This window comes from Alkalibacterium pelagium, assembly GCF_900109325.1.
GTDB classification, from domain to species: domain Bacteria; phylum Bacillota; class Bacilli; order Lactobacillales; family Carnobacteriaceae_A; genus Alkalibacterium; species Alkalibacterium pelagium.
Window position 1 is genome coordinate 15,793 of sequence record NZ_FNZU01000011.1, and the last position, 24,317, is coordinate 40,109.

General features: G+C 40.7%; 21 protein-coding genes and 1 riboswitch. Of the genes, 3 read left to right on the forward strand and 18 right to left on the reverse strand.

What is annotated here, in order from left to right; all coding sequences use genetic code 11:
- Positions 1–105, reverse strand: a riboswitch (TPP riboswitch).
- 96 nt (positions 106–201) lie between these two features.
- The 3 genes from BMX79_RS09085 to BMX79_RS09095 form a co-directional block, all read right to left on the reverse strand.
- Complete coding sequence (locus BMX79_RS09085; protein ID WP_091481862.1) at positions 202–720, reverse strand: GNAT family N-acetyltransferase; 519 nt, start codon at positions 718–720, stop codon at positions 202–204.
- Positions 721–753: 33 nt separating this feature from the next.
- Positions 754–1,560, reverse strand: coding sequence for an AAC(3) family N-acetyltransferase (locus BMX79_RS09090; RefSeq protein WP_091481867.1), 807 nt, complete (start codon positions 1,558–1,560; stop codon positions 754–756).
- A gap of 84 nt (positions 1,561–1,644) precedes the next feature.
- Positions 1,645–2,529 (reverse strand): mechanosensitive ion channel family protein, encoded by an 885-nt coding sequence (locus BMX79_RS09095; protein ID WP_246117676.1) that lies wholly within the window; start codon positions 2,527–2,529, stop codon positions 1,645–1,647.
- 331 nt (positions 2,530–2,860) lie between these two features.
- On the opposite strand from BMX79_RS09095, the gene licT reads away from it, so the two are divergent.
- The gene (licT, locus tag BMX79_RS09100; protein WP_091481869.1) at positions 2,861–3,694 is read left to right on the forward strand and encodes a BglG family transcription antiterminator LicT; all 834 of its coding nucleotides are present in this window, start codon (positions 2,861–2,863) and stop codon (positions 3,692–3,694) included.
- 123 nt (positions 3,695–3,817) lie between these two features.
- The gene (locus tag BMX79_RS09105; protein WP_091481872.1) at positions 3,818–5,716 is read left to right on the forward strand and encodes a beta-glucoside-specific PTS transporter subunit IIABC; all 1,899 of its coding nucleotides are present in this window, start codon (positions 3,818–3,820) and stop codon (positions 5,714–5,716) included.
- 62 nt (positions 5,717–5,778) lie between these two features.
- Here BMX79_RS09105 and BMX79_RS09110 read toward each other — a convergent pair whose 3' ends face one another.
- The 5 genes from BMX79_RS09110 to BMX79_RS09130 all read right to left on the reverse strand — a co-directional run bounded on the left by BMX79_RS09110 (position 5,779) and on the right by BMX79_RS09130 (position 13,648).
- Positions 5,779–6,906, reverse strand: a complete 1,128-nt coding sequence (locus BMX79_RS09110) for a glycerate kinase family protein (protein ID WP_091481875.1) — start codon at positions 6,904–6,906, stop codon at positions 5,779–5,781.
- A gap of 298 nt (positions 6,907–7,204) precedes the next feature.
- A complete protein-coding gene (locus tag BMX79_RS09115; protein ID WP_091481877.1) occupies positions 7,205–8,527 on the reverse strand; it encodes a 6-phospho-alpha-glucosidase in 1,323 nt (440 codons plus the stop codon).
- Positions 8,528–8,559: 32 nt separating this feature from the next.
- Positions 8,560–10,176: a PTS transporter subunit EIIC gene (locus tag BMX79_RS09120; RefSeq protein ID WP_091481880.1), complete on the reverse strand. Its 1,617-nt coding sequence runs from the start codon at positions 10,174–10,176 to the stop codon at positions 8,560–8,562.
- 18 nt (positions 10,177–10,194) lie between these two features.
- Entirely contained in the window at positions 10,195–12,753 is a 2,559-nt protein-coding gene (locus BMX79_RS09125; protein ID WP_091481883.1) for a glycoside hydrolase family 38 N-terminal domain-containing protein, read from the reverse strand.
- 160 nt (positions 12,754–12,913) lie between these two features.
- Positions 12,914–13,648 carry a MurR/RpiR family transcriptional regulator gene (locus BMX79_RS09130; RefSeq protein WP_091481886.1) on the reverse strand — a complete coding sequence of 245 codons (735 nt, stop codon included), beginning with the start codon at positions 13,646–13,648 and terminating at the stop codon, positions 12,914–12,916.
- Positions 13,649–13,856: 208 nt separating this feature from the next.
- Here BMX79_RS09130 and BMX79_RS09135 point away from each other — a divergent pair, with 208 nt between their 5' ends.
- A complete protein-coding gene (locus tag BMX79_RS09135; RefSeq protein WP_091481888.1) occupies positions 13,857–15,047 on the forward strand; it encodes a coenzyme F420-0:L-glutamate ligase in 1,191 nt (396 codons plus the stop codon).
- An 84-nt stretch (positions 15,048–15,131) separates the two neighbouring features.
- Here BMX79_RS09135 and BMX79_RS09140 read toward each other — a convergent pair whose 3' ends face one another.
- The 10 genes from BMX79_RS09140 to lgt all read right to left on the reverse strand — a co-directional run bounded on the left by BMX79_RS09140 (position 15,132) and on the right by lgt (position 24,311).
- Entirely contained in the window at positions 15,132–15,698 is a 567-nt protein-coding gene (locus tag BMX79_RS09140) for a YdhK family protein (RefSeq protein WP_091481891.1), read from the reverse strand.
- A 24-nt stretch (positions 15,699–15,722) separates the two neighbouring features.
- Positions 15,723–17,093 carry a sensor histidine kinase gene (locus BMX79_RS09145; RefSeq protein ID WP_091481894.1) on the reverse strand — a complete coding sequence of 457 codons (1,371 nt, stop codon included), beginning with the start codon at positions 17,091–17,093 and terminating at the stop codon, positions 15,723–15,725.
- Positions 17,074–17,778, reverse strand: coding sequence for a response regulator transcription factor (locus BMX79_RS09150; RefSeq protein WP_091481896.1), 705 nt, complete (start codon positions 17,776–17,778; stop codon positions 17,074–17,076). The genes BMX79_RS09145 and BMX79_RS09150 overlap by 20 nt, the downstream gene beginning before the upstream one ends.
- Before the next feature lie 199 nt (positions 17,779–17,977).
- Positions 17,978–18,301, reverse strand: a complete 324-nt coding sequence (locus tag BMX79_RS09155; RefSeq protein WP_091481899.1) for a hypothetical protein — start codon at positions 18,299–18,301, stop codon at positions 17,978–17,980.
- A gap of 79 nt (positions 18,302–18,380) precedes the next feature.
- Complete coding sequence (locus BMX79_RS09160) at positions 18,381–19,004, reverse strand: class I SAM-dependent methyltransferase (protein ID WP_091481901.1); 624 nt, start codon at positions 19,002–19,004, stop codon at positions 18,381–18,383.
- 87 nt (positions 19,005–19,091) lie between these two features.
- Positions 19,092–21,593 carry a heavy metal translocating P-type ATPase gene (locus BMX79_RS09165; RefSeq protein WP_091481904.1) on the reverse strand — a complete coding sequence of 834 codons (2,502 nt, stop codon included), beginning with the start codon at positions 21,591–21,593 and terminating at the stop codon, positions 19,092–19,094.
- A gap of 18 nt (positions 21,594–21,611) precedes the next feature.
- Positions 21,612–22,061 carry a CopY/TcrY family copper transport repressor gene (locus BMX79_RS09170; protein WP_091481906.1) on the reverse strand — a complete coding sequence of 150 codons (450 nt, stop codon included), beginning with the start codon at positions 22,059–22,061 and terminating at the stop codon, positions 21,612–21,614.
- A 233-nt stretch (positions 22,062–22,294) separates the two neighbouring features.
- Positions 22,295–22,975 (reverse strand): TIGR01906 family membrane protein, encoded by a 681-nt coding sequence (locus BMX79_RS09175; RefSeq protein WP_091481909.1) that lies wholly within the window; start codon positions 22,973–22,975, stop codon positions 22,295–22,297.
- 11 nt (positions 22,976–22,986) lie between these two features.
- A complete protein-coding gene (locus BMX79_RS09180) occupies positions 22,987–23,196 on the reverse strand; it encodes a hypothetical protein (protein ID WP_091481912.1) in 210 nt (69 codons plus the stop codon).
- 269 nt (positions 23,197–23,465) lie between these two features.
- Positions 23,466–24,311, reverse strand: a complete 846-nt coding sequence (gene lgt / locus BMX79_RS09185; protein ID WP_091481914.1) for a prolipoprotein diacylglyceryl transferase — start codon at positions 24,309–24,311, stop codon at positions 23,466–23,468.
- Positions 24,312–24,317 lie beyond the last annotated feature (6 nt).

Below are 24,317 nucleotides of genomic sequence, written 5' to 3' on the forward strand. Positions count from 1 at the left end.
CCATAATATATAAGATACTTCCTACGCAGCCATTACGCTGATCAGGTTACTGGTCTGATATACATCACTCTCAGCCTTCTAAAAAAGACTCCCAGGATCTTCCGTATTTAATTTTGTTGTACCACAGTGACTATACCAATTTGCCGGACAGAATACAATACATTTTTAACGGCTTTCATCTGTTTTCTGAAAATCCCCTGCCTAACTGAGGCCTTTAAGCATGATCCAGTCCGTCTGCTCGTCGTCCCCCATGAAAAAGGAGTGAGCTCCGACTTTCTTGAATCCTTTGGCTTTATAGAATGCTTTCGCAGGTTCGTTATGTTCCCAGACACCCAGCCAGATGATCGTGCAGCCCTGTTCTTCAGCTGTCTCGACCGCCTTGTTCAAAAGACTCGTCCCCAACCCTCTGCGCTTGAATCCAGTACGGATATAGATCCGTTCGATTTCCAGTCCATCAGGATCGATGTCTTCCGTTCTCGCTTCTCCTGCATTCAGTTTCAGATAACCGGCCAGTTGATCGTCTGCATATAGAAAGTAAAATCGTGAACCTTCTGTAGCAAGCTCCTGACTCAGCTTCTCTTTTGTACAGGCATTGGACAGGTAATCGGCCATGTTTTCTTCTGTGTTGTCTTTTTCGAACGTATCTGTAAAGGTTTCGATACTGATAGCCTGAAGGGTATACAGATCCTCTATTCCGACTATTTTAAAATACGTGTCCATTCGGTTCTCCCCTTTTGCCCAAATTGTCTGTGTCTATTTTCTAAGCGCCGTAAAGTGTCTGGTCGACTGATCGACCGCATCTCTGACCCGGTACAGTCTGGCTTCTGCATTACCGATTTTTCCAATTGTAACATGACCATGCTTCTCAAGCTCGTTTCCAATGGCACTAAACTGGTCTTCATCCAGCTCGATGTCGTCATATGTCCGCCAGACTCTGATACCATTTTCCAGGAGGGCTGTCCCTTCAGTTTTGAGAGTCGGATTCGGTGCACGGTATTCTCCTAAGTGCATGGCCGTTGAGGTGTCATAATCCGTTCCAACTGCCAGAATCAGGGCATTCTCGTCATAAAGTGTTTTGAGCGGCGATCCTTCACCCAGTCCAAAGTTCAGACTGTGACCTGATGTCAGCAGATCAGCTTTCTTTCCCCAGGCCGTAAAAGAGACTGCCGGATGACTGCTTCTTCTGACATTCGGATAGGTCCGGAACAGATTGGCCACCACACCCATATACGGGCAAGGTGTCTTTTCGGGATCAAAGGCTGGCATCGTTTCGCGAATCGTGTCCCACCAGCTTTCAGGGACTGGCGGATACTGCCATTTTGACGGCTCGCTCCAGTCCCCAGTCTGAGACGGCATGACCACTGTCCCTTCTCTTTCATCGATTACCGTCATCAGCGCATCAACGAAGGCCTGGGCTCCCCCATTTACCCAACCGACTTTTGATAATGACGTATGAACAAGGACCATGGCATCTTTCTTCAGTCCTAAATTTGACATACCCTCAGCCAAAGATTGAACGGTATTTGGCCATGCCGTATTTTTAATCAGTTCTTGTCCCATAGGGATCACTTCCTTCATTTACTTATTAATGTAAAAAAACGCCCGACCACATCGACCGGGCCAGGCGCATGATTACTATTTAGTTTAATCTTCTGACGGCACGATTTCAATGGTTTCTGATGCGAGCTGCAGCTTATTATCAGATGCCTTGATCCGTTTTAAAATGGTCCGGAACAACTCATCCCTGATTTTTCTTCGTTCTCTCGTTCCGACGATGTACCTTAAGCTCACTTTTACCCAGTTGTCATCAAAGGAAACAAAGACCTGGGGCTTCAGTGACGCATTCTCAATTCGATACCGCCGTTTCATCTCTGTCCATTCGCGGTCGGACTGCTCATGATAGGTGCCGATCACATCATCAGATACTTCGAGAAGCATGGCCCGGGCATAATCGATGTCACTGCTGAAACGGAGCGGGATATGTATTTCATCCCATAAAAACTGAAAATCAGCTGTATAGTTGTAGACGGGAGCCGTGAAAATCGAACTGTTGGCTACCCGGACGATCCGTCCCGTATACTGATCACCATCGACCCATTCTTCCATTTCCATTAGAGTCGTCCGCAGCACACCTATATCGATGACGTCCCCTTTTGTACTCCCAAGCAGCACGCGGTCGCCTGTATTGAAAAAGTCACCGAAAAGGATAGCAAACCAGCCGGCAAAACTGACGATGACCTCTCTTAGAGCATAAGTCACACCGGCACCTGCCAGCCCGATAGCTGTGGTGAACCCTGTCAGATTACTTCCGAAAATGTAAAGAAACAGAATCGCCAGCATCAGATTGTTGATCCACTTCGCTACTTTGCGTGTCACATACCAGTTGCTCGTATTCTGCAGACGGCTATACATCCGGTTTAAAAGCAGGCGCCTAATAACCAGAAGAACACCAGCGACCAGTATGAAGATAATGATGTTGGCTGCCAGCGGATAGGTATCAGCGGCTGTCGCAAGCCAATCCAGCATCATGTTTGCCCCCTTTCATAATTGTTCAATCTAATTAGATTGATCCTAGATAGTCTCTATACTTTAAGTTTACCAGTTTTAATTCTTTTTAAAGAAAGGTATGCTTTGATGCTCTATTGATAAATCAGTAAAACGTCTCCTCACCTGGATCATTCATTCATAAACTGAAATCAGCAGATTTTTGAAAACGCTAATAAACAGTCTTGACATTGCAGTCTGGTCTGTGGTTCAATAATAAGGAACGCTCAGATTGTTACTGTTAAATCAGGCTATACTGAATGCATTCAATTATGTATTAGTCGACTGATTCGTCTCGAAGGAGAGGCGCCCTATTATGAAGATAAAGAAAATTATCAACAACAACATTGTCCAGTCAATGGACGAAAACGGACATGAAGTACTGGTCATGGGTAAAGGCATAGGCTTCAAAAAGTCTGCCGGTGATAAGATCAGTTCAGACGCTGTAGAGAAAGTGTATACGATTACACCGGACCTGCCGACGAACAAGCTCACTCAGCTGCTTTCGAAAGTAAAACTTGAACATCTGCAGGTGGCTAATGAAATTATTAGTTACGCCCGCGTATCTCTCGGCAAGAAATTAAGTGAGAACATTTACCTTACACTGACTGATCACATCGATTATGCTATCGAACGGCATCAGTCGGATCTTCCAATCAAGAATGCCCTGCTATGGGAGATCAAGCGTTTCTACAATCATGAATTTCTGATTGGGAAAGAAGCCTTAGCCATCATTGAGAAGAAACTGGGTATCCGTCTACCGGAAGATGAAGCCGGTTTTATCGCGCTTCATATTGTAAACGCTGAACTTGATATGTCCAAAGTCAGTCAGGTCACTGAAATGACGCATATCATCCAGCGGATCATCAATATCATCAAGTACCATTACAAAATGGATCTGGATGAGTACTCACTGAATTACGAACGCTTCATCACTCACTTGAAATTCTTCGTTCACCGCCTCTTCAGTGGGGTCGAACTTGAAGAAGACAAGGATGCCGGCTTTCTGTTCATGCTGAAAGACCGTTACAAGGAAGAATACGAATGTGCCCTTAAAGTCAGGGAATACATTATCAAAGAGTTCGGACGCGATCTGAAAGAGGATGAGATGATTTATCTCACGATTCACATCAGACGCATCACCAATTAAATACAAGAGGATTGTCACTATTCAATTAGGCTATACCTGAATTTATTCTTTATCCACATTGTGGAGGAGGGTTTATTTAGGTATTTTTTATTGCTCAAATTATAATTTTGGAGGAAAGCTATTATGGATTACAAGAAATTAGCCAGCACCATTCTTGGTGAAGTCGGCGGAGAAAAGAACATCAATGCACTTGGTCACTGCGCGACCCGTCTGCGTTTCAACTTGAAAGACAATAAGAAACCGAATACCGATACGCTGAAAAATACACCCGGAATTATGGGCGTCGTGTCAAAAGGTGGACAGTATCAGGTCATCATTGGAAGTGATGTCGGGAGCGTCTACCGTGAAATCACACATCAGGCTCCTGGACTGGACGATGAAGGAGAAGAAACTGGAGAAGATGACCGCTCAGCAGTCGCAAAAGTCATTGATACGATCACAGGAATCTTCACTCCTATCCTGCCAGCCATTACTGCTGCTGGTATGCTTCAAGCCGTCTTATCAGTTCTTGTCGTATTCAATTTAGTCAGCAATGAAAGTCAGACGTATCAAGTGGTTCAGTTCATGGCCGATTCAGCCTTTTATTTCTTACCTATTCTACTGGCCATGTCATCTGCTCAGAAATTCAAGACTAATGCCTATCTGGCAGCTATGATCGGTGGGATTCTGCTCCACCCCAACTTTATTGCCATGGTTGAAAATGCGGAAGCAACTGGTGGGATCAGTCTGTTTGGACTGCCAGTATCGCCGATTACTTATTCGTCATCTGTTATCCCGATCATCCTGTCAGTCTGGTTCATGTCCTACGTTGAACCGATTGCCGACCGGGTGTCTCCAAAAGCAATCAAGTTCTTCAGTAAACCATTAATTACAATTGCCGTTGTCGGTACTGTAGCTATCGTTGCGATTGGTCCACTGGGCCACTTTGTCAGTGACATTATTTCATCCGGCATTCAAGGTCTGGAAAATATTGCGCCTTGGCTCGTTCCAACTATTCTGGGTGCATTTACACCTCTGATGGTCGCAACAGGTACACACTATGGAATCGTTCCGATCGGTATCAACAACCGTATGGTCAACGGATTCGATACTGTGATCTATCCGGGTATGCTGACATCAAACGTTGGTCAAGGTGCAGCAGCCCTAGCTGTTGGGTTCAAATCTAAAGATTCAACAATCAAGCAATTAGCTTCCTCAGCCGGCTTAACTGGCTTGTTCGGGATTACAGAACCCGCTCTTTACGGGGTCAACTTACGCTACAAGACGCCTCTGATCGGTGCCATGATAGGTGGGGGTGTCGGTGGACTTTACACAGGCATCATGCGTGTCCGTAACTTTGCGGGCGGGTCTCCAGGCTTGCTGACATTACCAGGATACATCGGTGATGATACGTTGGAATTTTTCATCAACGCATCAATCGGAGCAGCCATCTCTATTGTGATAGCTTTTGCAGTCACTTATATGATTTTTAAAGACCCTCAATCTTCAGAAGACGAACTGGCAAAAGACAGTGAGGCCGTTACTGATCCACAAGCAAGCGAACTCGGATCGGCAGTAACAGAAAAAACAACAGAAACAATTGTTTCCCCGATGAAAGGCGAAGCCGTTGACCTGGTCGAAGTCAATGACGGCATGTTCTCTGAAGAAATCCTTGGAAAAGGACTGGCGATCCGCCCCGATGAAGGACTCGTCAAGGCTCCGGTTGAAGGAACAGTCACAGCCGTATTCGACTCAAAACACGCCATCGGCATCACAACAGATTCCGGTATGGAACTCCTTATCCATGTCGGTATCGATACTGTGCAGCTCAACGGAGAAGGTTACGAGTATGTTGTCGAAAAAGGTCAGCGTGTTGCTGCTGGAGATAATCTGATCACGTTCGACTTGAATTTCATTATCGACCAGGGATTCGATACGATCACACCGGTTGTCATCACTAATTCAGCTGATTATCAGGATATTTTGAACCTCACAAACCTTGATGTCGACTTTGGCGACAAGATCATTCGTGCCATGCCTTAATAAAAATTGATAGGCAAAAGCGGACCGCTTCCTTGATGGGAGAAGCGGTCCGCTTTTTTTAGTTATCTAAATTTGGTTGCATCGATGAGTTTAAAGGCACGCCTGACTGCTCGTTCCAGTAGCTCAGGTCCTTTGTCCATCGCTTCTTTCAAAGTCATCGGTGCGTCCACGATCGGCAGGACAGCTTGGATATGCTCTTCAGGAACATCTGCTAGACCTTCTTCGATTTTTCCGGCAAACAGAATCACTGGGACATCAGTTTCCCTGCACATGCGGCTGATCCCTACAGGAACCTTACCTTGAAGAGACTGGGTATCGAATTTTCCTTCTCCAGTAATTACCAGGTCTGCATCATTTAAAAGAGCCTTGAAGTTGCCTCTATCAGCCAATAGAGTCAGGCCGCTCTGGAAGGTGCATCCAAAAAAGGATAATGCCGCAAACCCAATTCCCCCGGCAGCTCCCGCTCCTTCTATTTCAGTCATCTTACTCTGTGTGCACTCTTCAACTAGGCGGGCATATTCAGCCATTGCCTCGTCATAGTCTGGCAGCTCATCTTTGGATAGCCCCTTCTGTTCCCCGAATACATAGACGGCTCCGTTCTGTCCCAAAAGAGGGTTGGACACATCCGAAGCCAGCTCCCATTTCACAGAAGTCGCCCGTTCATCCAGTTCAGAGGCATCTATGGCTTCGACTGCTTTCAAATTGACAGGCAATACTGGAAGAGACTTTCCTTCTACATCTTTAAATATTACCCCAAGCGCCTGAAGCATGCCCATTCCTCCATCGGTTGTCGCACTGCCGCCCAGACCAAGGATAATCGTTTCAGCCCCGTAATCAAGCGCCTGTATGATCTGTTCCCCCACACCGTAACTGGTATGATTTTCAGGATGAAAAGTTTCAGGATCTGCCTGAATGATTCCGGCTCCTTCTGCGACTTCAATGACCGCTGTCTTATTTTCTTCGATCCATCCCCATCGGCCCTCATAAGGCTGACCGTTGACGCCAGTAATAGGTTGGGTAATTACTTTTCCATTTTCCGCTTTAACAAAGGCCTCGACTGTGCCTTCTCCGCCGTCAGCGATAGGAAAGCTTACAACTTCATGATGTGGCAGTGCATCGATCACCGACTGATTTGCCTCTTCACTAGTCATTGACCCTTTGAAGGAATCGATTGCTGCAATGATTTTCAATCTATACGACCTCCTATATTTAACTGATAAATTTGTAAAGCATTTTTGTGCATGATACTATATCTTTTTTTGATAAAGGAATGATAGCAGTTAAATTGACAGTACTCATTTTTCGGTATCATATAATCAGCGTACGCTGAAATCGTAATTATCACTCTCCTTATATTACCATATGTGATGGTATCGGATGAGCGCGCTGAACTAACCCTTTTTAGGAAAGGTTTATCAAAAATAGCGTAAATACTTTATGATTGAAAAATAAAACGTGACGGATAATGTCCGTCACGTTTTACCCGATTTATTTTAACTCTGGCCAGTAGGCTGCGTTAGCTTCAATCAACGCATCCAGTACTTTTCGGGCTTTCTTCGCGTCTCCGACTGTACGATTTAATGTCAGTGCCTGAAGAGCCTTGCCATATGACTCTTCCATATAGGCTTCCACAGTAAGTTTTTCAAACGCATACTGGTTTTCAATAAGTCCTTTATAGAAGGTATCAATGTGTCCAACCGCATACGGTGCAGGACCATTTGCTCCCAGTGAAGCAGCTACTTCCACCATGCTATCCTCAGGGAGATTTGAGACGATACCGTCGTTCCTAACCATCACAACAAATGTTTTACGGAGGTTGTTTGCAATAGATGCAGCAACCTCTACCATCATATCCCCATGAGCATCATTATGAACAACTTTAGAATCTCTGGCTGTTCCGTTTTCTACAATACGACGACATTCCGCAAAGACTTTCTTCTCTCTTCCTTCTCTGACTTCATCTGTACGTGTACGCTCAGGATCAGAAGTAGAGAGCTTGTATTCAGGGTACAGGTAATATTGAAGATACGTGTTCGGCAGGTAGTCAGGAAAGTCTGTCAACATGTCTTCGACCATAGCATAAGTGTCTAGCCATGACTGATCTCGCTGTTCTGCATCAACAGGTCTGAAGCCGCCTTGCAAGATAATATCTTTAAGTTCTGGAGCTCGGTCTTTCCCTGTTTCATCGTATATGTTCGTGAACCATCCGAAATGATTAAGACCAAAGTAAACAGGTTCAAGTTTATTAACATCGTGATCAATCAGTTTGGAGTAAGACCGTAGTAAGTTAACCGGCTGATCACAAATGTTAAGGATTCTATCTTCCTCAGGGAAAATTTTATCAAGCGCTAAGGCAACGATTGCTGCCGGATTGGTGTAGTTTAAAATCCAAGCATCAGGACTTAGGCGGCGAACATCCTTGACCATTTCTACCATATCTCTTATTGAACGTAGACCATATGCAAACCCTCCTGGCCCACATGTCTCCTGACCTACAACCCCTAAACTTAAAGGGATTTTCTCGTCTTTTTCACGCATATCAAATCCGCCTGTACGCATCTGACAGAATACAAAATCTACGTCGGAGTATGCCACTTCTTTATCAGTAGTGTATACAACCTCAACCTCAGGCGCTTCTTCTTTAAATAGTATTTTAGCAAAATCACCTATAACTTCCTGACGCTCTTCATTGATATCGTAAAGTACCACTCGATTTAAAGCAAAGTCGTCCAAATGTGTCGTCATTGCTTTCAATATGCCTGGAGTCCATGTTGATCCTCCGCCGACTAGTACAATGTTATTCTTTCTCATTCTAACCTTCCCCTTTTCTCTTGATTTAAATACTACTGTGATCCTTTTGCCTCATACATATAATTATCAACTATATTTCGCATTTTTGAGATGCGTCCGCCATACACGACATGAACAGTGTTCGCATCAGGTCTGACTATTCCGTTAGGATTTGTCTTCTTAAGCAAATCTTCATGAACAAGCTTACCGTCTTTTACCTCGACTCTAAGCCGACTGATACAATTATCCACATCAACGATATTGTTAAGCCCACCTAGTCCATCTACTATATACTCAGCTGTTTGACGATCTGCTTCAGCGACTGTTACGCCTTCAACTTCTTCTGTATCATCAAAGTCATTCGCTCGTCTACCAATCGTCATGACATTGAATTTAGAAATTATGAAAGTATAGCTGTAATAGTAAAGTGCAAAGAAAATCGGTCCGGCTATCAGGAAAACGTACCATCTAGTAGCCATACCCTGAAATACTCCGAAGACAAGCCAGTCGATGATCCCACCTTGAATATTACCTATAGCAACTCCGAACATTGCCGGTATGAGGAATGCCAGTCCGGCAAAAATGGCATTGACGATCCATAATACAGGTGATATGAAAATGAATGTGAATTCAATAGGTTCAGTAATTCCTGTTAGAATGACCGCTGTCAATCCAGCTAGGAAGAATTTCAATACACGATCTCTTTTTTCTGGTAAAGCCATTCGATACATTGCTAAAACTGCAGCTGGCATACCAAACACCATGTGTAGAATTTTACCTTGAGCGAGATACTGTGTTGCTTCTCTAGAAAATGTCAGATTATTATCCAGCTGATACAGATAAATTTGAAGTGCTCCAACTAAGGTTTCCCCTTCGATATTTTCCACACCTCCCAATGCAGTGAATCGGAACGTCTGGTTCAGAATGTGATGTAAACCGGTCGGATTGATGATTTTCTCAGTAAAACCGTAGAGGAAAGTTCCGAAATAGCCACTTTCACTAATCAGTTCACCAGTCCAGATAATCGCCATGTTGACGAGTGGCCAGACAAATGTCAGGAGCAGTCCGACAACTACCATTACCAGAGCAGAGACGATTGGAACAAATCGCTTGCCACTGTAAAAGGTCAAAGATTGATGCAGCTCTGTTTCTCGGAATTTATTATGCAGAAAGACACCCATCAGTCCTGCAATGATTCCTCCAATTACATTTGTGTTGTAGACAAAAATACCTAGCGTCTGGGTAAAAAGTGAGTTCTGGAGAGTAGCTTCAACCTGACTCAACCCTTCTGTATTCATCAGATAGTCAACAGATGTTGTATCAGCAGTGAACCCTTGTACTTGAAGGAAATAGCTCATACCTAAAAGCATTGCGATATAGCCTACAGCACCTGCATATACAGCGACTTCTTTATCTCGTTTGACCATCCCTAAAGGAATAGACATCGCAAACAGTAGCGGTAGATGTCCGAATGGCAGCCCCGCAATACGTCTAATCAGTCCGAAAACATTCTGAAGGGTTTCGTTGGCCAGAAATGGTACCCCTTCAATAATATTAGGGTTCTGGAGCGCTGCTGCCAGTCCCAGGAAAATGGCCATAAAAGACAAGAGACTGATTGGGAAAAGCAGAGACTTCCCGAAGCTCTGGAAATTCTTTTTAAAATTTGACATAATAAAACCCCTTTTCTGTTATCGATTTATAATTAGATTACCGATCTGTTGCGGTGTTAAAGTTAGTGAGTTTGTGGTACTGATTTTTTCTTCCATAGGAGTAGCCAGATAAGAGTTTTCTGGCAAAACAACTGTCACATCTGTTTCTTGAGGGTTAAATAGTCTCAGGAATAAGTCACCTTCCTCTGTCAGTTTAACTGCAGAAACAGTCAATTCATTTAATTCAAGTGAGAGATGTTCATGAGTTGTTGTTACATTCTCTCTAGGATTGATATTGAAGCGGTTGAATTCTTTCTGCTGATAACCGATGAGTGGAGTCAGGTATTCTTTTGCTCGTTTGCTTTCCTGATCGGTCTGCTTGAAATCAATGGCGAAGCGGAAGGTAAATGTTTCATTCAACATCTGATTGTCTGGTGTTTCAATTTCAATTCCTGAGGGTCTTCCTGGTCGATTAACCAGATTTCGTTTGCCTAAGTGAGAAAATGTTCTGAACAGGGTCAGATGAATCCGATCATCCAGCACTTCATACTCTTTAAGTCCATCGGTGTAAACGGTACATTGACTTTCTTCGTTTTTTAATGTAATAAAACTTTGAGCAGTTTCTACACTGACTGGCTTTTCTACCCATTTGTCTTCTTTCCAAATATTTAAAGCCTGTTCATTATACATAGGCTTGTTCTGACTACTCAAGTACCCATCCACTTTAACCTGCTCAGACTGTATGCCTGTTTTTATTACTGCTCGGTATCGATTATCCTTTGTATGGTTAGTGTGAGTGAGGTTGACATAAAGTTTTGAGTCATCTGGGTAAAGCATAAGTGTCCCTGTGAAAGCTACTTCTTTGTTTGCCTTTTTATTTTCTCGATCCTGAGTAGTTTCAGGAACAGTCATAGTGAGTTTAATATTCATTTTCTGATAATGATCCGTCTTGATCACAGAAGAATTAATCTCTGCTGCCTCGGTACTATTCAGTATCCAGTCGTTAATAGGCGGTGAATAATCATAACTGTCCCCATCATCTCCACCGGTTTCAATGGAAAGAATATTCTCGTATACTCTATTATTATTCAAGTCTTTGTAATGTAGCTGATTATCTTTGATGATTACTCGACCGAAATTGTTTTCTATTGTACTCTCCTGTTTTTCTTCAGGGGAAGCGTCGTTGCTCTCTACTTCCTCATAGGTATAATACTCGATACTAAGACCTTCAATCGATTTAACTGGCACAGTAATATATGTTCTCCACACCTTAATATCCTGAAGACGCGCTGCTACTTGTCTGTCGATCAGACCTGCATCCTCTTGATTCTGGGATATTACACTATATGGCACTGTATTCCCTTCTTCATCATAGAGAATAAAAGATTTTGACCGCGTCAGCATGTCAAAAGTAACGATCTGATTTTCACGTTTTTCTGGTAGTGCATTGACCACTGCAATAGTATAGTCGTTGTCTACATCCCCCATTGTGAGCAGACGCAGGTGCAACTCGATCTGTGTATCTACCATTTCAAGTGCATTTAGAAGACGCTGTTTAATATCCTGATTGACTTTGTCTGAATTACATCCCCCAATACTGTCATGAGCATGAGTTCCGAAGAGGATCTTTGCCACCTTTTCTATCACACTATGAGGATATAGAACGCCTGCTTGTTCACCAATAACTGCGAGCGGTTCCAGAACATTGTACAACTTGTTTTCAATTTCTGAATTGAGCAATTTAATATCCATTCTGGTCGAACCTATCGTACGATGGATTCGTGCATGCTTACTATCTACTAATTCACCAGATACCACTTCCAGTTCACTTTTATCTAACGCATTCACATATGTCTCAAAATCACTGATTCTAACAGTATCATCGGGGTAAAGGCTTTGAATCTTTGTCATAACTTCTTTTATATTTTTCTGAATGGGCATCTGGTCATGTCCATTCATTATCAGACGAGCATTCGATGCAGAATATTTATCTAGGACTGACATTATTTTTTTCATGCGGTTTTTCAGCTCGTCTTCTTTATTTTCTAAATATTTTGCCCCTTGATAACCTGTCGCAAGATTCACTCCAACTATTTCGGATCCATCGATTCCTTTCCAGATGAAATCCGATTTTTCAGCTTTGAGTTCACTAAATCCTCTCCAGAAAAACGTAGAATCAATGCCAAACTGTCTGTAAATCTGCGGCATTTGGCTGGCGTGACCAAAGGTGTCAGGAGCGTAGCCTACCAGCATAGGATTACCGAATTCTCTTGCTCGTTTTATTCCATAATAAAGATTACGGTAAATAGACTCACCATGGACCAGTAACAAGTCTGTCTGTGTATACCATGGACCTACTCTTAGACTTCCACTTGTGATAAGTTTTCTCAATCTATCCTCTGCTTCAGGCTCAAGCTCCAGATAATCATCAATCATGACACTCTGACCATCCAATATATAAATGGTATCTGGATTGGTTTCCAGATATTCCATCACTTCCTGCATGTGGTTACGTAGAAGCACTTTAGTCTCGTCTTTCGTAAAGTACCATTCCCGGTCCCAGTGTGTATGCATTAAAATTTGAATATCTCTTTTCATAAAACTCTCCTTATACGTGCTCTATTTATTTGCATACTTAGTATACCGCTTTCATACGTAAGTGCTTTCCATAACCTCGGATAATTATCCACAATAGCACTAAAAAAAGAGATCATCCGATTCTAATGATCTCCAAAGTATATTAGTTCCAGCAGACGACTCAATGCTGATCAGAAAAGTGCTCCCCTTTGAGTTTATTGATGACTTCATTGATCATGAGTATCATATGCAGCTGCTGTTCACGGGATATACCTTCCATTTTATCGACCGCTACATCATGACAGAAAGCACAGTCACTTCCTTGCATGATTGAAGACTCTTTCTTTGTAATAGACAAAACCTTCATATTCACTTTTTTTGCATCATGCATAATTTGCAGACACCTTTGAGTTTCTCCCGAACTAGATAAAATTAATATAGTATAGTCTTCAAACCTCTTCAGCATCTGAAGTTCTGATACTACAATAGCAGGAATCCCTAGGTATAGAAGTTGTCTCGCCATATACTGTGCTGATACATTAGATGCCCCTAATCCGAATAAAAGAAGCTTATGTCTGCTTTTAAAAAGCTCTTTAACTAAACAGTCTGAACTGTCAAAGTCAATTTTTGATAATACGTATTCAGTATTACGTATGTGACTATCAGTACCTGAATTCATCAGTGCCACATCTTCTTTAATTGCATACTTTAAATCACTGAACCCTTTAAAGCCCAAAAGTTTAGCCGTCCGGTTTATGGTGGCCTGAGACGTATAACTCTCGTGAGCTATCTTCACTACAGTCTCACGAGGTATCTTACTAAAATTTTCTTTTAGGTAAGCTAATACGGCTGCTTCACTTTTGGTAATAGGCCGATCAAAATTCTGTTCGTTTAACTGGTGTATGACACGATACATATCATCTGCTCCTCTGATTCTTACTATTCAGCTATTACTGACTAATACAATCTCATATTACTAGAAATCTATGACAGGATATACCCCTATCTGACAAGAACATTGTTAAAACAGGATTTAAATTTGTCTTTATTTTATGTATACTATATAAGGGTTTTTGTGCCCTTTTTCTATTTTCTATCAAATACGATTTACAGGAGAGATTATTTTGCAAAGAACAGTTGGGACAGTCGTCCGCGGGCTGCGCAGTCCGATCATCAATGAAGGCGACAATATGGAATCGATTGTTGTAGATACGGTGCTTGACTCTGCTAAAGCAGAAGGCTATGAGATTATGGATCAGGATATCGTAACGATTACTGAATCCATCGTAGCCCGTGCTCAGGGAAATTATGCTACTTTGGATCACATCGCAACAGACGTCGGAAGAAAATTTGATGGTGAACCGGTCGGAGTTGTTTTCCCTATCCTCAGTCGTAACCGTTTCTCAAACATTTTAAGAGGTATCGCCCGAGGAACTGGCAAAGTCGTTCTTCTGCTGAGTTATCCTTCTGATGAAGTGGGTAATCACCTGGTCTCGCTGGATGAATTAGACGACCACGGTATCAATCCCTGGTCAGATGTCTTAAGCGAATCGGAATTCCGTAATTACTTTGGATACAAAGCTCATCCATTTACTGGTGTCGACTATATCGATTACTACAAATCACTGGTAGAAAATGAAGGCGCAGAATGTGAAGTCATTTTTTCTAATGATGCGAAAACTATTGTTAACTATACTAAAAATGTATTGGCCTGCGACATTCACAGCCGTTTCCGCACGAAGCGTCTGGTCAAGGCTGAAGGTGCTGAAAAAGTGTTCGGTCTGGATGATATCCTGTCTGAATCATTGGACGGCAGCGGCTACAATTCAGATTACGGTCTGTTAGGTTCCAACAAGGCAACTGAGGAAACCGTCAAGCTTTTCCCAAACAACGGTCAGCCTCTAGTGGAAGCGATCCAGGCTCGGCTGAAAAAAGAAACCGGGAAGACAGTTGAAGTCATGATTTATGGCGATGGCGCGTTTAAAGACCCGGTCGGACAAATCTGGGAACTGGCGGATCCTGTGGTATCTCCTGCTTATACAAGCGGTCTGGACGGTACACCTAACGAAGTGAAACTGAAATACCTTGCCGACAACAACTTTGCTCATTTAAGAGGAAACGAACTGAAAGCAGCTATCTCAGAACACATCGTAAATAAAGGGGCGGATCTAGTTGGACAGATGGAAGCTCAGGGAACGACACCAAGACGTCTGACTGATTTAATTGGATCATTGTCAGATTTGACATCCGGAAGCGGAGACAAAGGCACGCCTATTATTTTCATTCAGGGGTATTTTGACAATTATACACATTAAAAACTGTTGTGGTGTTATTGAATAGAGAATATTAAAAGAGACTGACTGGCGCTGATTCATATGCGTCAGTCAGTCTCTTTTTTATTATTCTACTTCTTCGAGCTCGTCTTCCGTCATCCACATATGATTCGTAATTCTTTCACCATCAATAGTAGAATCAAAATCAACTGCATAGACGGTTCCATGGATAGCTTCTTCAACAAAGGCGGTTGCTCCATGCATGCCGTCCATATGATCAGCTTCTAAGACAACTTCATCTCCCGCTTCAGCAACATCGGCTCCGTCTTCCAGGTCTTCATGAATGACCCACTTATGGTCCAGCACTCTTTCTCCGCCATCTGTAGGGGTATAACTCACTTCATAAATCACTGTATCAAAAGCTCCGGCAATAGTTGCTTCAGCTCCTTCCATGCCAGGCATATGGTCAGCAGTTATAATAACGTTGCTTCCGACTGGGTATCTCGGGTTTTCTGCTTCCTGCAGTCCTTCAGGAATATCACCATCATGGTCCATATCCATCATTTCATCATGTCCCGCTTCTTCTTCAACAGATTCGATATCTGTTTGCGTTTCTGTTTCCTGTTCTTCCGTATCCGCGCATCCAGCCAGAATAAAGGCCGCGCTTAATCCTAAAAATAGTAATTTTTTCATTTTAATCCCTTCTTTTTCATAGGTTCAATCTTTGGTAATGGGAAGAATGATAGTAAATGTTGTTCCTACATTTTCTTCACTTTCCACTTCAACGGTTCCTCCATGAGCTTCTACAAGGCTTTTTACGACAGCAAGACCAATCCCCTGCCCCTGCAATTCACTGTTCCGGGAAGGTTCTACCTGATAAAACCGTTCAAAAATATAAGCTGATTTATCTTGAGGAATACCTTGCCCATTATCTTTAATTTTGATGATGGCCTTATCCTTCACCCGTCTCGCCCAAAAAATAATCTCTCCCCCTTCAGGAGTATATTTTAAGGCATTCGATAGGAGGTTTGAAAAAACTTGCTCCAGCTTGTTTCGATCCGCAGAAACCCTTACTGACTCTGCTTTCAGCATCAAGGAAATGCCTTTCTCTTCTGCCTGATGTTCAAACGCCATGAGTACAGATAAAAGGAGTGCTTTAATGTCAACTTGTTCTCGTTCAATCCTCGATGTACTTGACTCTGCATCTTCCAGCTGATCAATCATTTGAATCAGGTTTGCTAGTCTTTTCACCTGTCTGTCAAGGCTTGTTAAACGTTCAGGTGTAACTTCCCAGACACCATCAATCATGGCTTCAATATTTCCCTGAAGGGTGGTCAGGGGTGTTCTCACTTCATGAGCTAAATCTGATACCATCTGATTACGAATCAGTTTCTGCTGGGCCAACTGAGCGGCTAACGTGTTGACACTTTCCTGCAGATTATAGAGTTCACTGATTTTTTCATCTACTTTGACGGCTCCTAGAGTTTCTCCCCGAGCAATCTTTTGAGTCATTATGCTTGTATCGGCAATCGGTTTGCTTAAGCGTTTAGAAATCAGGTAAGCTACTATCCCCGCTATGACTACAGATAATATTCCCATCAGAAAAATCAGTAAGGTTAAATCCTGCAGAAACTCTTCTTCTTCTGCTGTATAATCCTGTAAGCCTGGATACGTAATAACTGCCGTACCTATATTCGCACCGTCTGAAAACAACCCTATTTCTTCTTCAAGCCAGTTTTCATCGGGTATTAATTCTGTTGTCCGCATCCTCTGCATATGCTGCCTCATTGGAGAAGTCTGACTGATAATCTCATTTCCTTCAGCATCCTCTACACTTACCAGTATATGTGAATGCATCGCATTCTGAATCGTCGCAGAAAGAACTTCTTCATCCCATACTCCTTCTTCAATATATGCTGTTTCGATTGTTTCTACCACGGATTCTCTTTCCGCTATGAAACGCTGACTTAAATAATCATCAAACTGGTCTCCGGTAATTTGAAAAGTGAGAAAACTGAATAGAGCAATGACACTTATACTTCCGCCTAGTATATAGAAGAATAGATGGCTAAACAGTGTTTTTTTCATGTGTCACCCCAAACCGATAGCCGGCACCATGAACAGTCTCAATATAGAGCGGCTTTCTTGGGTTTTCTTCAATTTTGGCTCTTAAATTTTTGATATGAGAGTCTATAACTCTGTCCAAGGCGGTTGCTTCAAGACCTTTAACCTTTTCCAAAAGCTGCTCTCTTGAAAACACATGCTTGGGATTGCTAGCCATGATTAGCAACAGGTCAAATTCTGTATGAGTTAATACAATTTTGCTTCCGTAGGCGTTTACTTCCATCCTGTCCGGATAGATAATGAGGTTACCTTTATTAAAGACCCATTTCTCCTGTTTAATTTCATCATCTCTAGAAACTCGTCGATTGACGGTTGCGATTCTAGCCAGCAGTTCTTTTGGACTAAACGGCTTCTTGATATAGTCATCGGCCCCTAATTGTAGTCCTTTCAACACGTCCTTTTCATTCGATCGTGCGGTGAGCAGGATAATCGGCACAGATGATGTCCGACGAATATTTTCACATATTTCCCATCCTGATACGTCAGGCAGCATGATATCAAGCACAATAAAATCTACAGAATTATCATTAAATAATTGAAGTGCCTGTTTTCCGTTTGTTGCCAGGTATACCGTATGCCCCTGCGCAGTCAAGTAAGCGTGTATTATATCAAGAATGGACTGTTCATCATCGACAACTAATATATTCATTTCTCTTAAACTCCTTTACATACAGTGACTATCGGTTTAAATTTTTATGGATTAATACTACCATAAACCGAAAGCATAGACTTCACACATTGTCACTGCAGGCAACGTTAACTGAATGACCGGATAAATTCAAAAAACCGATGACCGAAATCATGCGGCTTTTCGGAAGGATGATTACTTTTGTAGCGTATTAATCCCTTTAGTGCATGCTTCCCATTCCTTCAAAATTATTGCTTCGAGAAGAGCCGCCAGTGCCATGCATTTCTTTATAATGCTCTCTCAGTTCTCTATTGTTAAGCTCAGGGTGACTTTCACGTATATGAGACTTCATCTGACCAAAGTTAATCACAGAGCCATCCATTTCCATATGCATGGATTCACTATTTCCCATATGATTCATATAAATACTTTCTACCTGATTGATTGACCCTTGCTCAGGCTGTTGACTATCGTCAAAACGTGTTAATCCTAGCCCACCCGTCAATGCCACTAAACCAGTTAAAACGCCATTAAATAAATTCATTTTATTCCAGCTCCTATTTAGTCTATTGAAACACTATAGTATGTTTCTAACTAAATACTACCTTTTGATTATGGATTAATTATGGATTTTTCATCGGAACTAACTTTAATTTTCTGACAATAGTGTGGAATAATTCTTCATTCTCTTCTATCGTCAAGCCTGCTTTTTCAATGTTTTCAAGAGTTTTACGGTTGATATTCGCTCCCCAAATGGATACCGGTACAGGATTAGCTATGTCCATTAATTTCCCTAATAGTTCATTTTCACTTCTCATATGTTCGAGCATAATAATTTTCCCATCTGGCCTGCAGACTCTTTTAAGTTCTTTCAATCCTTTTACCGGATCGGGAACTGAACAGAAAACACAGGTGGATATAACGTAATCGAAGGAGTCATTTGGAAAGTCCATTTGCTGTATGTCCATTTCGTTGAGGGTGACTGGAAAAGGCAGGTCAAGCGATTTAACTTTTTCAACCGCTTTTTCCAGCATCTTTGGACTGAAATCAATACCGGTCAGCTGGATACCTTCCGGGTAAAATGACAGATTTTTTCCAGTACCTATTCCCACTTCAAGAACAGTCCCTTTAACATCTTTGAGAAGATTCTTCCGCCATTTATCTTTCATCATCCGATCCATCGAATCATAAAAAAAAGATACTCTATTGTAACGCTTTTTTATCGTTTTATTAGTGTTCTCTGTCATTCCTGACCCTCCTGAACAATATGAATTTTTGCTCCTGTTTATAGTTATCCTCACTATGCTTGCGAGTGTTTTCATTTAATCTAAATACTAACTGATCTGAGGTCTACTTTTGGTGCTCTCTTGAGTAGTCGAACCTATATCACTCTTCTTTAATCTTAGGGAATTATACACCACATTTAAAGAGCTTAAAGCCATAGCTGCTGCGCCAATCATAGGATGGAGTAGCCCAAATACTGCCACCGGAATAAACAGAGCATTGTAGAACCAAGCCCAAAAATAATTTTGCTTGATTTTTTTAAAAATTGCCTTAGATAATTTTATTGCTGAGATTATTCCGCTGAGTTCCCCTTTTACTAACGTAACATCTGCTGCTTCAATTGCTATATCTGTTCCCGTTCCAATTGCAATACCTACGTTAGCTTGTTTTAAAGCTGGTGCATCATTAATACCATCCCCAACCATGGCAACAGTACCATATTTTTCTTGTAATTTTCTTATTTCATCAACTTTCCCATCTGGAAGTACTTCAGCAATTACATGGCTGATGCCTACTTTCTGTCCAATTGCCTTAGCGGTACGTTGGTTATCCCCTGTAATCATCGCTGTTCTAATCCCTAATTTTTCTAATGCAGCAATTGTTTTTGCTGAATCTTCTTTTATAGGATCAGCTACTGCAATGATACCTAGAAATTGATTATCTTTAGCAAGCAACATAGCTGTTTTTGCTTCCTCTTCTATCCTGATCATTTCATTTTCAAAAGGTTCAAAAGCAATGCCGTTTTCTTGCATCAACTTCCTGTTTCCCAGAAGTATTTTTTCATCATCAACATATCCTGTAACTCCTTTACCGGTTACAGCATTAAAGTTCACTACATCTCCTAGTCTCATCTTATCTATTTTGGCTTTTTCAATAATCGCATGCCCTAATGGATGTTCCGATCCTTTTTCAATCGTTCCGGCATAATACAAAAAGTCTGATTCCAGAATATTTTCTGCACATACAATATCTGTTACTTCCGGCTTGCCTTTTGTAATTGTTCCTGTTTTATCAAATGCAATTGTATTAACTTCTTTAAACGTCTGGATTGCTTCACCATTCCGTATTAGTATACCATTTTCTGCACCCATTCCACTACCGACCATCAAAGCTGTCGGGGTTCCTAATCCCAATGCACATGGACAGGAAATTACCATTACAGCTGTAGCTGTGATGAATGCAAGAGTCAGAGGAGTTAAATCTGGGTTAACCCACGGTAGAAAAGTTGCGCCCCACTGAATAATACTTAAGTGAAAATCTGGGAAAATGAGGAACGATGTAAAAGTAAGCAGCGTTATTAACAGGATAGCAGGAACAAAATATCCGGTAACGCGATCAGCAAATTCTTGAATGGGCACTTTAGATCCTTGACATTCTTCCATCATTTTTGCAACTTGTGATAGGAATGTATCTTTACCAACCTTAGTTACTTCTACCTTTAACATGCCTTGTTTGTTAATAGTGGCACCAATGACTTCTTCTCCATTTTGTCGTTTAACTGGCATTGACTCCCCTGTTGCCATTGACTCATCTAACAACCCATTCCCTGCAATTATTAAACCATCTGTAGGTACTTTTTCCCCTGGGCGAATAACCATTAAATCTCCGACTTGCAATTCTTTAACCGGTACCTCTCTTTCTTCACCATCAACCATTATATTAGCTGTTTTAGCACCCATCTGAAGTAATTTCTTTATCGCTTGTGATGCTTTTCCTTTAGCACGGATTTCAAGGTATTTACCTATTAAATGGAAAGTCATAATTGTCGTTGCCATCTCAATGAAACTTTGTAAGGGAAAGAACAATCCCATTAACCCAATAATATACGGAGGTAAAGAACCGAAGGATACCAATACATCCATGTTAGGGGTCTTATTTTTAAGAGCCTTCCAACTGCTTATGTGCACATGTCTACCTACACCAAATATGATTGGTGCTCCTAAGAGACTAATAATTAACAAGTATCCAGGAATTGGGAATATGAACATATGCAGCACCATAAGAATCATGATAATACTAGATAACGTTGCAGATAGCTTTACTCTCTTTTCGGCTTTTTTAATTTTCACTAAATCTTCGTCTATTTCGTTTTCCTGATCCTCTTCCAATATCAGTTTATACCCTAAATCACTTATCTTTTTCTGCATGTCTAGCACTCTTACTGATTTGGAGCTGTAGGCGACAGTTGCTTTCTCCGCGGCAAAATTTACAGTTGCTGAACTAACCCCATCCAGAGTGAGAAGACCCTTTTCTACCGTATTAGCACAGGTTGTACATGTCATCCCCTCAATTTTCAATGTTACCTTTTCTTCAGTTTCTTTATTTTGTTCAAGTACAGCTTTGTATCCTAGTTCACTAACTGCCTCAGTTAAAGAATCTATGCTAACACTATTAGAGTGTTCTACTTTTGCTTTCTCAGTAGCAAAATTTACATTTGCATTTTTTACTCCTTCAATGTCTTTCAGTTTTTTTTCAATATTAGATGCACAAGTAACACATGACATTCCGTCCAGCAATAAGATAGATTCTTTAACTGTAGTATTGTTTTTCATCTTGACCTCTCCTTTTAGTTATAGTGATTTTAAATCTCTGTTTAAACTGCAGTGACATTGCCCCTTAACACATTCACATACTACTTCAGCAGGTGCTGTTTTTTTCTTTTCTTCAATCACGGCTTCTACACTTTCTATATCAGTTAAGCTTAATGGAATATCTTCTAAAATCATTTTTAGTATGACTTTGTTTTCTGTACTACACACTTGATTAAACAATTCAGTGATTTTATTTCTTATGCATTCTTTTTCTGACAAAGTGGGATAATATACATACATGCGACCTTTCAGTTCATAGTCAATCATTCCTTTATTAACTAATCGCCCAATTAAAGTTTTAGTCGTTGATATTTCCCACGTTGTTTTTTCTTTTAACATTTCATTTATTTCTTTACTTGTTATGGGATGGTTAGTCCAAATCACTCTCATTATTTCCCATTCAGATGGAGATATCTGGTTTTTCTTCATCTGATAACTCTCCTCCCTTCATTGGTGATTCAAATAACGTGCTATTTGTAACTACATTTGTAATCATTAATTCTAAAAAAAATTATTCTATAGAATGTAAGCATCCATCGAAATGATTGATGCTCACTTTATGATTTACTTGATTTTATTAACTAGACGGCTTCTGATCTCCCATGACTCAACTCATCTGAATACAGTAAGATTGAGCTTGTTTTCCTGAGAATATGATGTTGTTACTTTTCAATCTTAGTGTTTCTAGTGCTGAAATTATTGACAAGGGGTACTTCTTTTATTTTTTTATACTTAGTTACAATTAATCCAATAGTTAAAAAACTAAAACTTAGGCCAAACACCAGTAGGAAGTTATGCATAAAAAACTCAGCAGGCAGAGCCTCAATTATCGGGTCAGTGGCCGGGTTAAACAGCCATGCATCATTATTGAAAAATGTCTGATGGAATAGTAAAAAAATTGCATCAAAACTAATTAGTACTGCAACTATTATAGACAGTAAGACTAAAATACCTGTTTTAAAAAATAATAAAAAACTTTTTTGAAGTTTTTTACTTCTTGAATATAATAGAAAACCGAGCGATCCCATTCCTGAAATTAATAGAATAGAATAATTGATTAGAAATAACCTCTTCACTTCATAAAAGTGAAATAGTCCACTTTCAGAACTAGAAAAATCCGGCATAGTCAGTTCTGAAATCCAAGGATAATTTAAGTAAGCAATCAGAATCCGATAATTAACTAATATTTGTTCTTTTGACATATTTATGTTCTCTGAAATATTCAAGTAATTGATATCAAACGAATACAATGGGGTAAAATTAATTGTAATCGCTATTGATAGTGACAAAATAAATAATGAAATTAAGATGAATCCTAACACTTTAACAAGTCGCTGTTTCAAATTGACACTCCTCACCGTTTGTTACGCTTTAATTTTGATTGTAATGCATAAACTTCTTCTTTTAATTTCTTGTTTTCTTTTTGACATTCTAATTTTTCCTTATCATGGTTAGTTGTATCACCCTGTTTCTCTGAAGATTTACTGCTGTGCATGCCCGGCATGAAAAACATAAACACTAGATGGCCAAGCATCATTAGAATGAAATATATAAAGATGTCCATTCGCTTTACTCCTTTTTTCATTATTACTATAATTAATCACTACATAAATTTGTTTAGGACTGATTATAGTACACATAATTTAATTAGCCCTCCCTGTATAGAAACATGTAAATATTACCTTATTCATTTATAGTTTTTACAGTCACTACTGAAGATTTTTGGAATCATATTTTAAAAATCATCTAGCTCATCAAGCGTAATGATATACATCGAGGTTATAAAAAGTAATATACTCTGTTTTGCCAACTCGTTCCTTCTTATTTAAAGTACTATCGACTGTATATAAAATGTATTCCATAGTAAAAGACAACCGATATAATGAACCCAGTGACTACTAGCCCATAAACTAACGAATTACTTAAACTGATTCCTTCGTTAACGGAAACTGAAGTTCCGTAGCTTCTATTTTTCATAAATATAAGTACCATTATTCCCAAAGCTATAATCACTAAACTGAGGACATGTGCAATACTCAAGGGTCCTAAACCTTGGGGGTTCGTTCTAAAGAATTCAACAATAAAACGGTTAAGAGCAAATCCTATAATATATATGAAGAATAATTCTCCATCAAATTTCGCTGTTTTTCTTTTTCTCCATATAAGCAGGAATAAGATATAATTCAAGGCAACCTCATAAAGCTGAGCCGGGTGAAGTAGTTCTCCATTCACCATAACACCCCATGGCCAATTTCGGCTCATCGGTACACCAAACACGTCGCAGCCTACTCGTCCAATGGCCTGACCTAAAATAACCCCTGGTACAATCGCATCTGCTGTTTTCCAGACCGGTAGATTTTTCCTTCTCATAATTAAGAATGCAGCTGCGCCCCCAGCTAGTATTGCTCCTTGGATAGAGAGTCCTCCCTGAGAAAATCTGAGGATCTCAGAAGGGTTGTTCAAGTAATAATCAAAATTGAAAAAAAGTATATAGCCAAGTCGGGCACCGATTATGCCAAATAAGACAGTAAAAATCCCTAAATCCATCAGCTTATCTTTATCTAGCAGTTTGCGTTCGCCCTCTTTTTGAATCAGTAATAAGCCAATAATCATACCGATTGCGCTAGTTACACTCAGCAGGTGAATACTAAAATGTCCGATACTAAATAGTTCTACCATTTTTTT

Bases quoted from the DNA above. Each gene is read 5' to 3' on its own strand.
- BMX79_RS09115 (WP_091481877.1), bottom strand. From the start codon at position 8,527: ATGAGAAAGAATAACATTGTACTAGTCGGCGGAGGATCAACATGGACT.
- BMX79_RS09095 (WP_246117676.1), bottom strand. From the start codon at position 2,529: ATGATGCTGGATTGGCTTGCGACAGCCGCTGATACCTATCCGCTGGCA.
- BMX79_RS09165 (WP_091481904.1), bottom strand. From the start codon at position 21,593: ATGAAAAACAATACTACAGTTAAAGAATCTATCTTATTGCTGGACGGA.
- BMX79_RS09090 (WP_091481867.1), bottom strand. From the start codon at position 1,560: ATGGGACAAGAACTGATTAAAAATACGGCATGGCCAAATACCGTTCAA.
- BMX79_RS09160 (WP_091481901.1), bottom strand. From the start codon at position 19,004: ATGACAGAGAACACTAATAAAACGATAAAAAAGCGTTACAATAGAGTA.
- licT (WP_091481869.1), top strand. From the start codon at position 2,861: ATGAAGATAAAGAAAATTATCAACAACAACATTGTCCAGTCAATGGAC.
- BMX79_RS09140 (WP_091481891.1), bottom strand. From the start codon at position 15,698: ATGAAAAAATTACTATTTTTAGGATTAAGCGCGGCCTTTATTCTGGCT.
- BMX79_RS09125 (WP_091481883.1), bottom strand. From the start codon at position 12,753: ATGAAAAGAGATATTCAAATTTTAATGCATACACACTGGGACCGGGAA.
- BMX79_RS09145 (WP_091481894.1), bottom strand. From the start codon at position 17,093: ATGAAAAAAACACTGTTTAGCCATCTATTCTTCTATATACTAGGCGGA.
- BMX79_RS09170 (WP_091481906.1), bottom strand. From the start codon at position 22,061: ATGAAGAAAAACCAGATATCTCCATCTGAATGGGAAATAATGAGAGTG.
- BMX79_RS09150 (WP_091481896.1), bottom strand. From the start codon at position 17,778: ATGAATATATTAGTTGTCGATGATGAACAGTCCATTCTTGATATAATA.
- lgt (WP_091481914.1), bottom strand. From the start codon at position 24,311: ATGGTAGAACTATTTAGTATCGGACATTTTAGTATTCACCTGCTGAGT.
- BMX79_RS09105 (WP_091481872.1), top strand. From the start codon at position 3,818: ATGGATTACAAGAAATTAGCCAGCACCATTCTTGGTGAAGTCGGCGGA.
- BMX79_RS09180 (WP_091481912.1), bottom strand. From the start codon at position 23,196: ATGGACATCTTTATATATTTCATTCTAATGATGCTTGGCCATCTAGTG.
- BMX79_RS09085 (WP_091481862.1), bottom strand. From the start codon at position 720: ATGGACACGTATTTTAAAATAGTCGGAATAGAGGATCTGTATACCCTT.
- BMX79_RS09120 (WP_091481880.1), bottom strand. From the start codon at position 10,176: ATGTCAAATTTTAAAAAGAATTTCCAGAGCTTCGGGAAGTCTCTGCTT.
- BMX79_RS09155 (WP_091481899.1), bottom strand. From the start codon at position 18,301: ATGAATTTATTTAATGGCGTTTTAACTGGTTTAGTGGCATTGACGGGT.
- BMX79_RS09130 (WP_091481886.1), bottom strand. From the start codon at position 13,648: ATGTATCGTGTCATACACCAGTTAAACGAACAGAATTTTGATCGGCCT.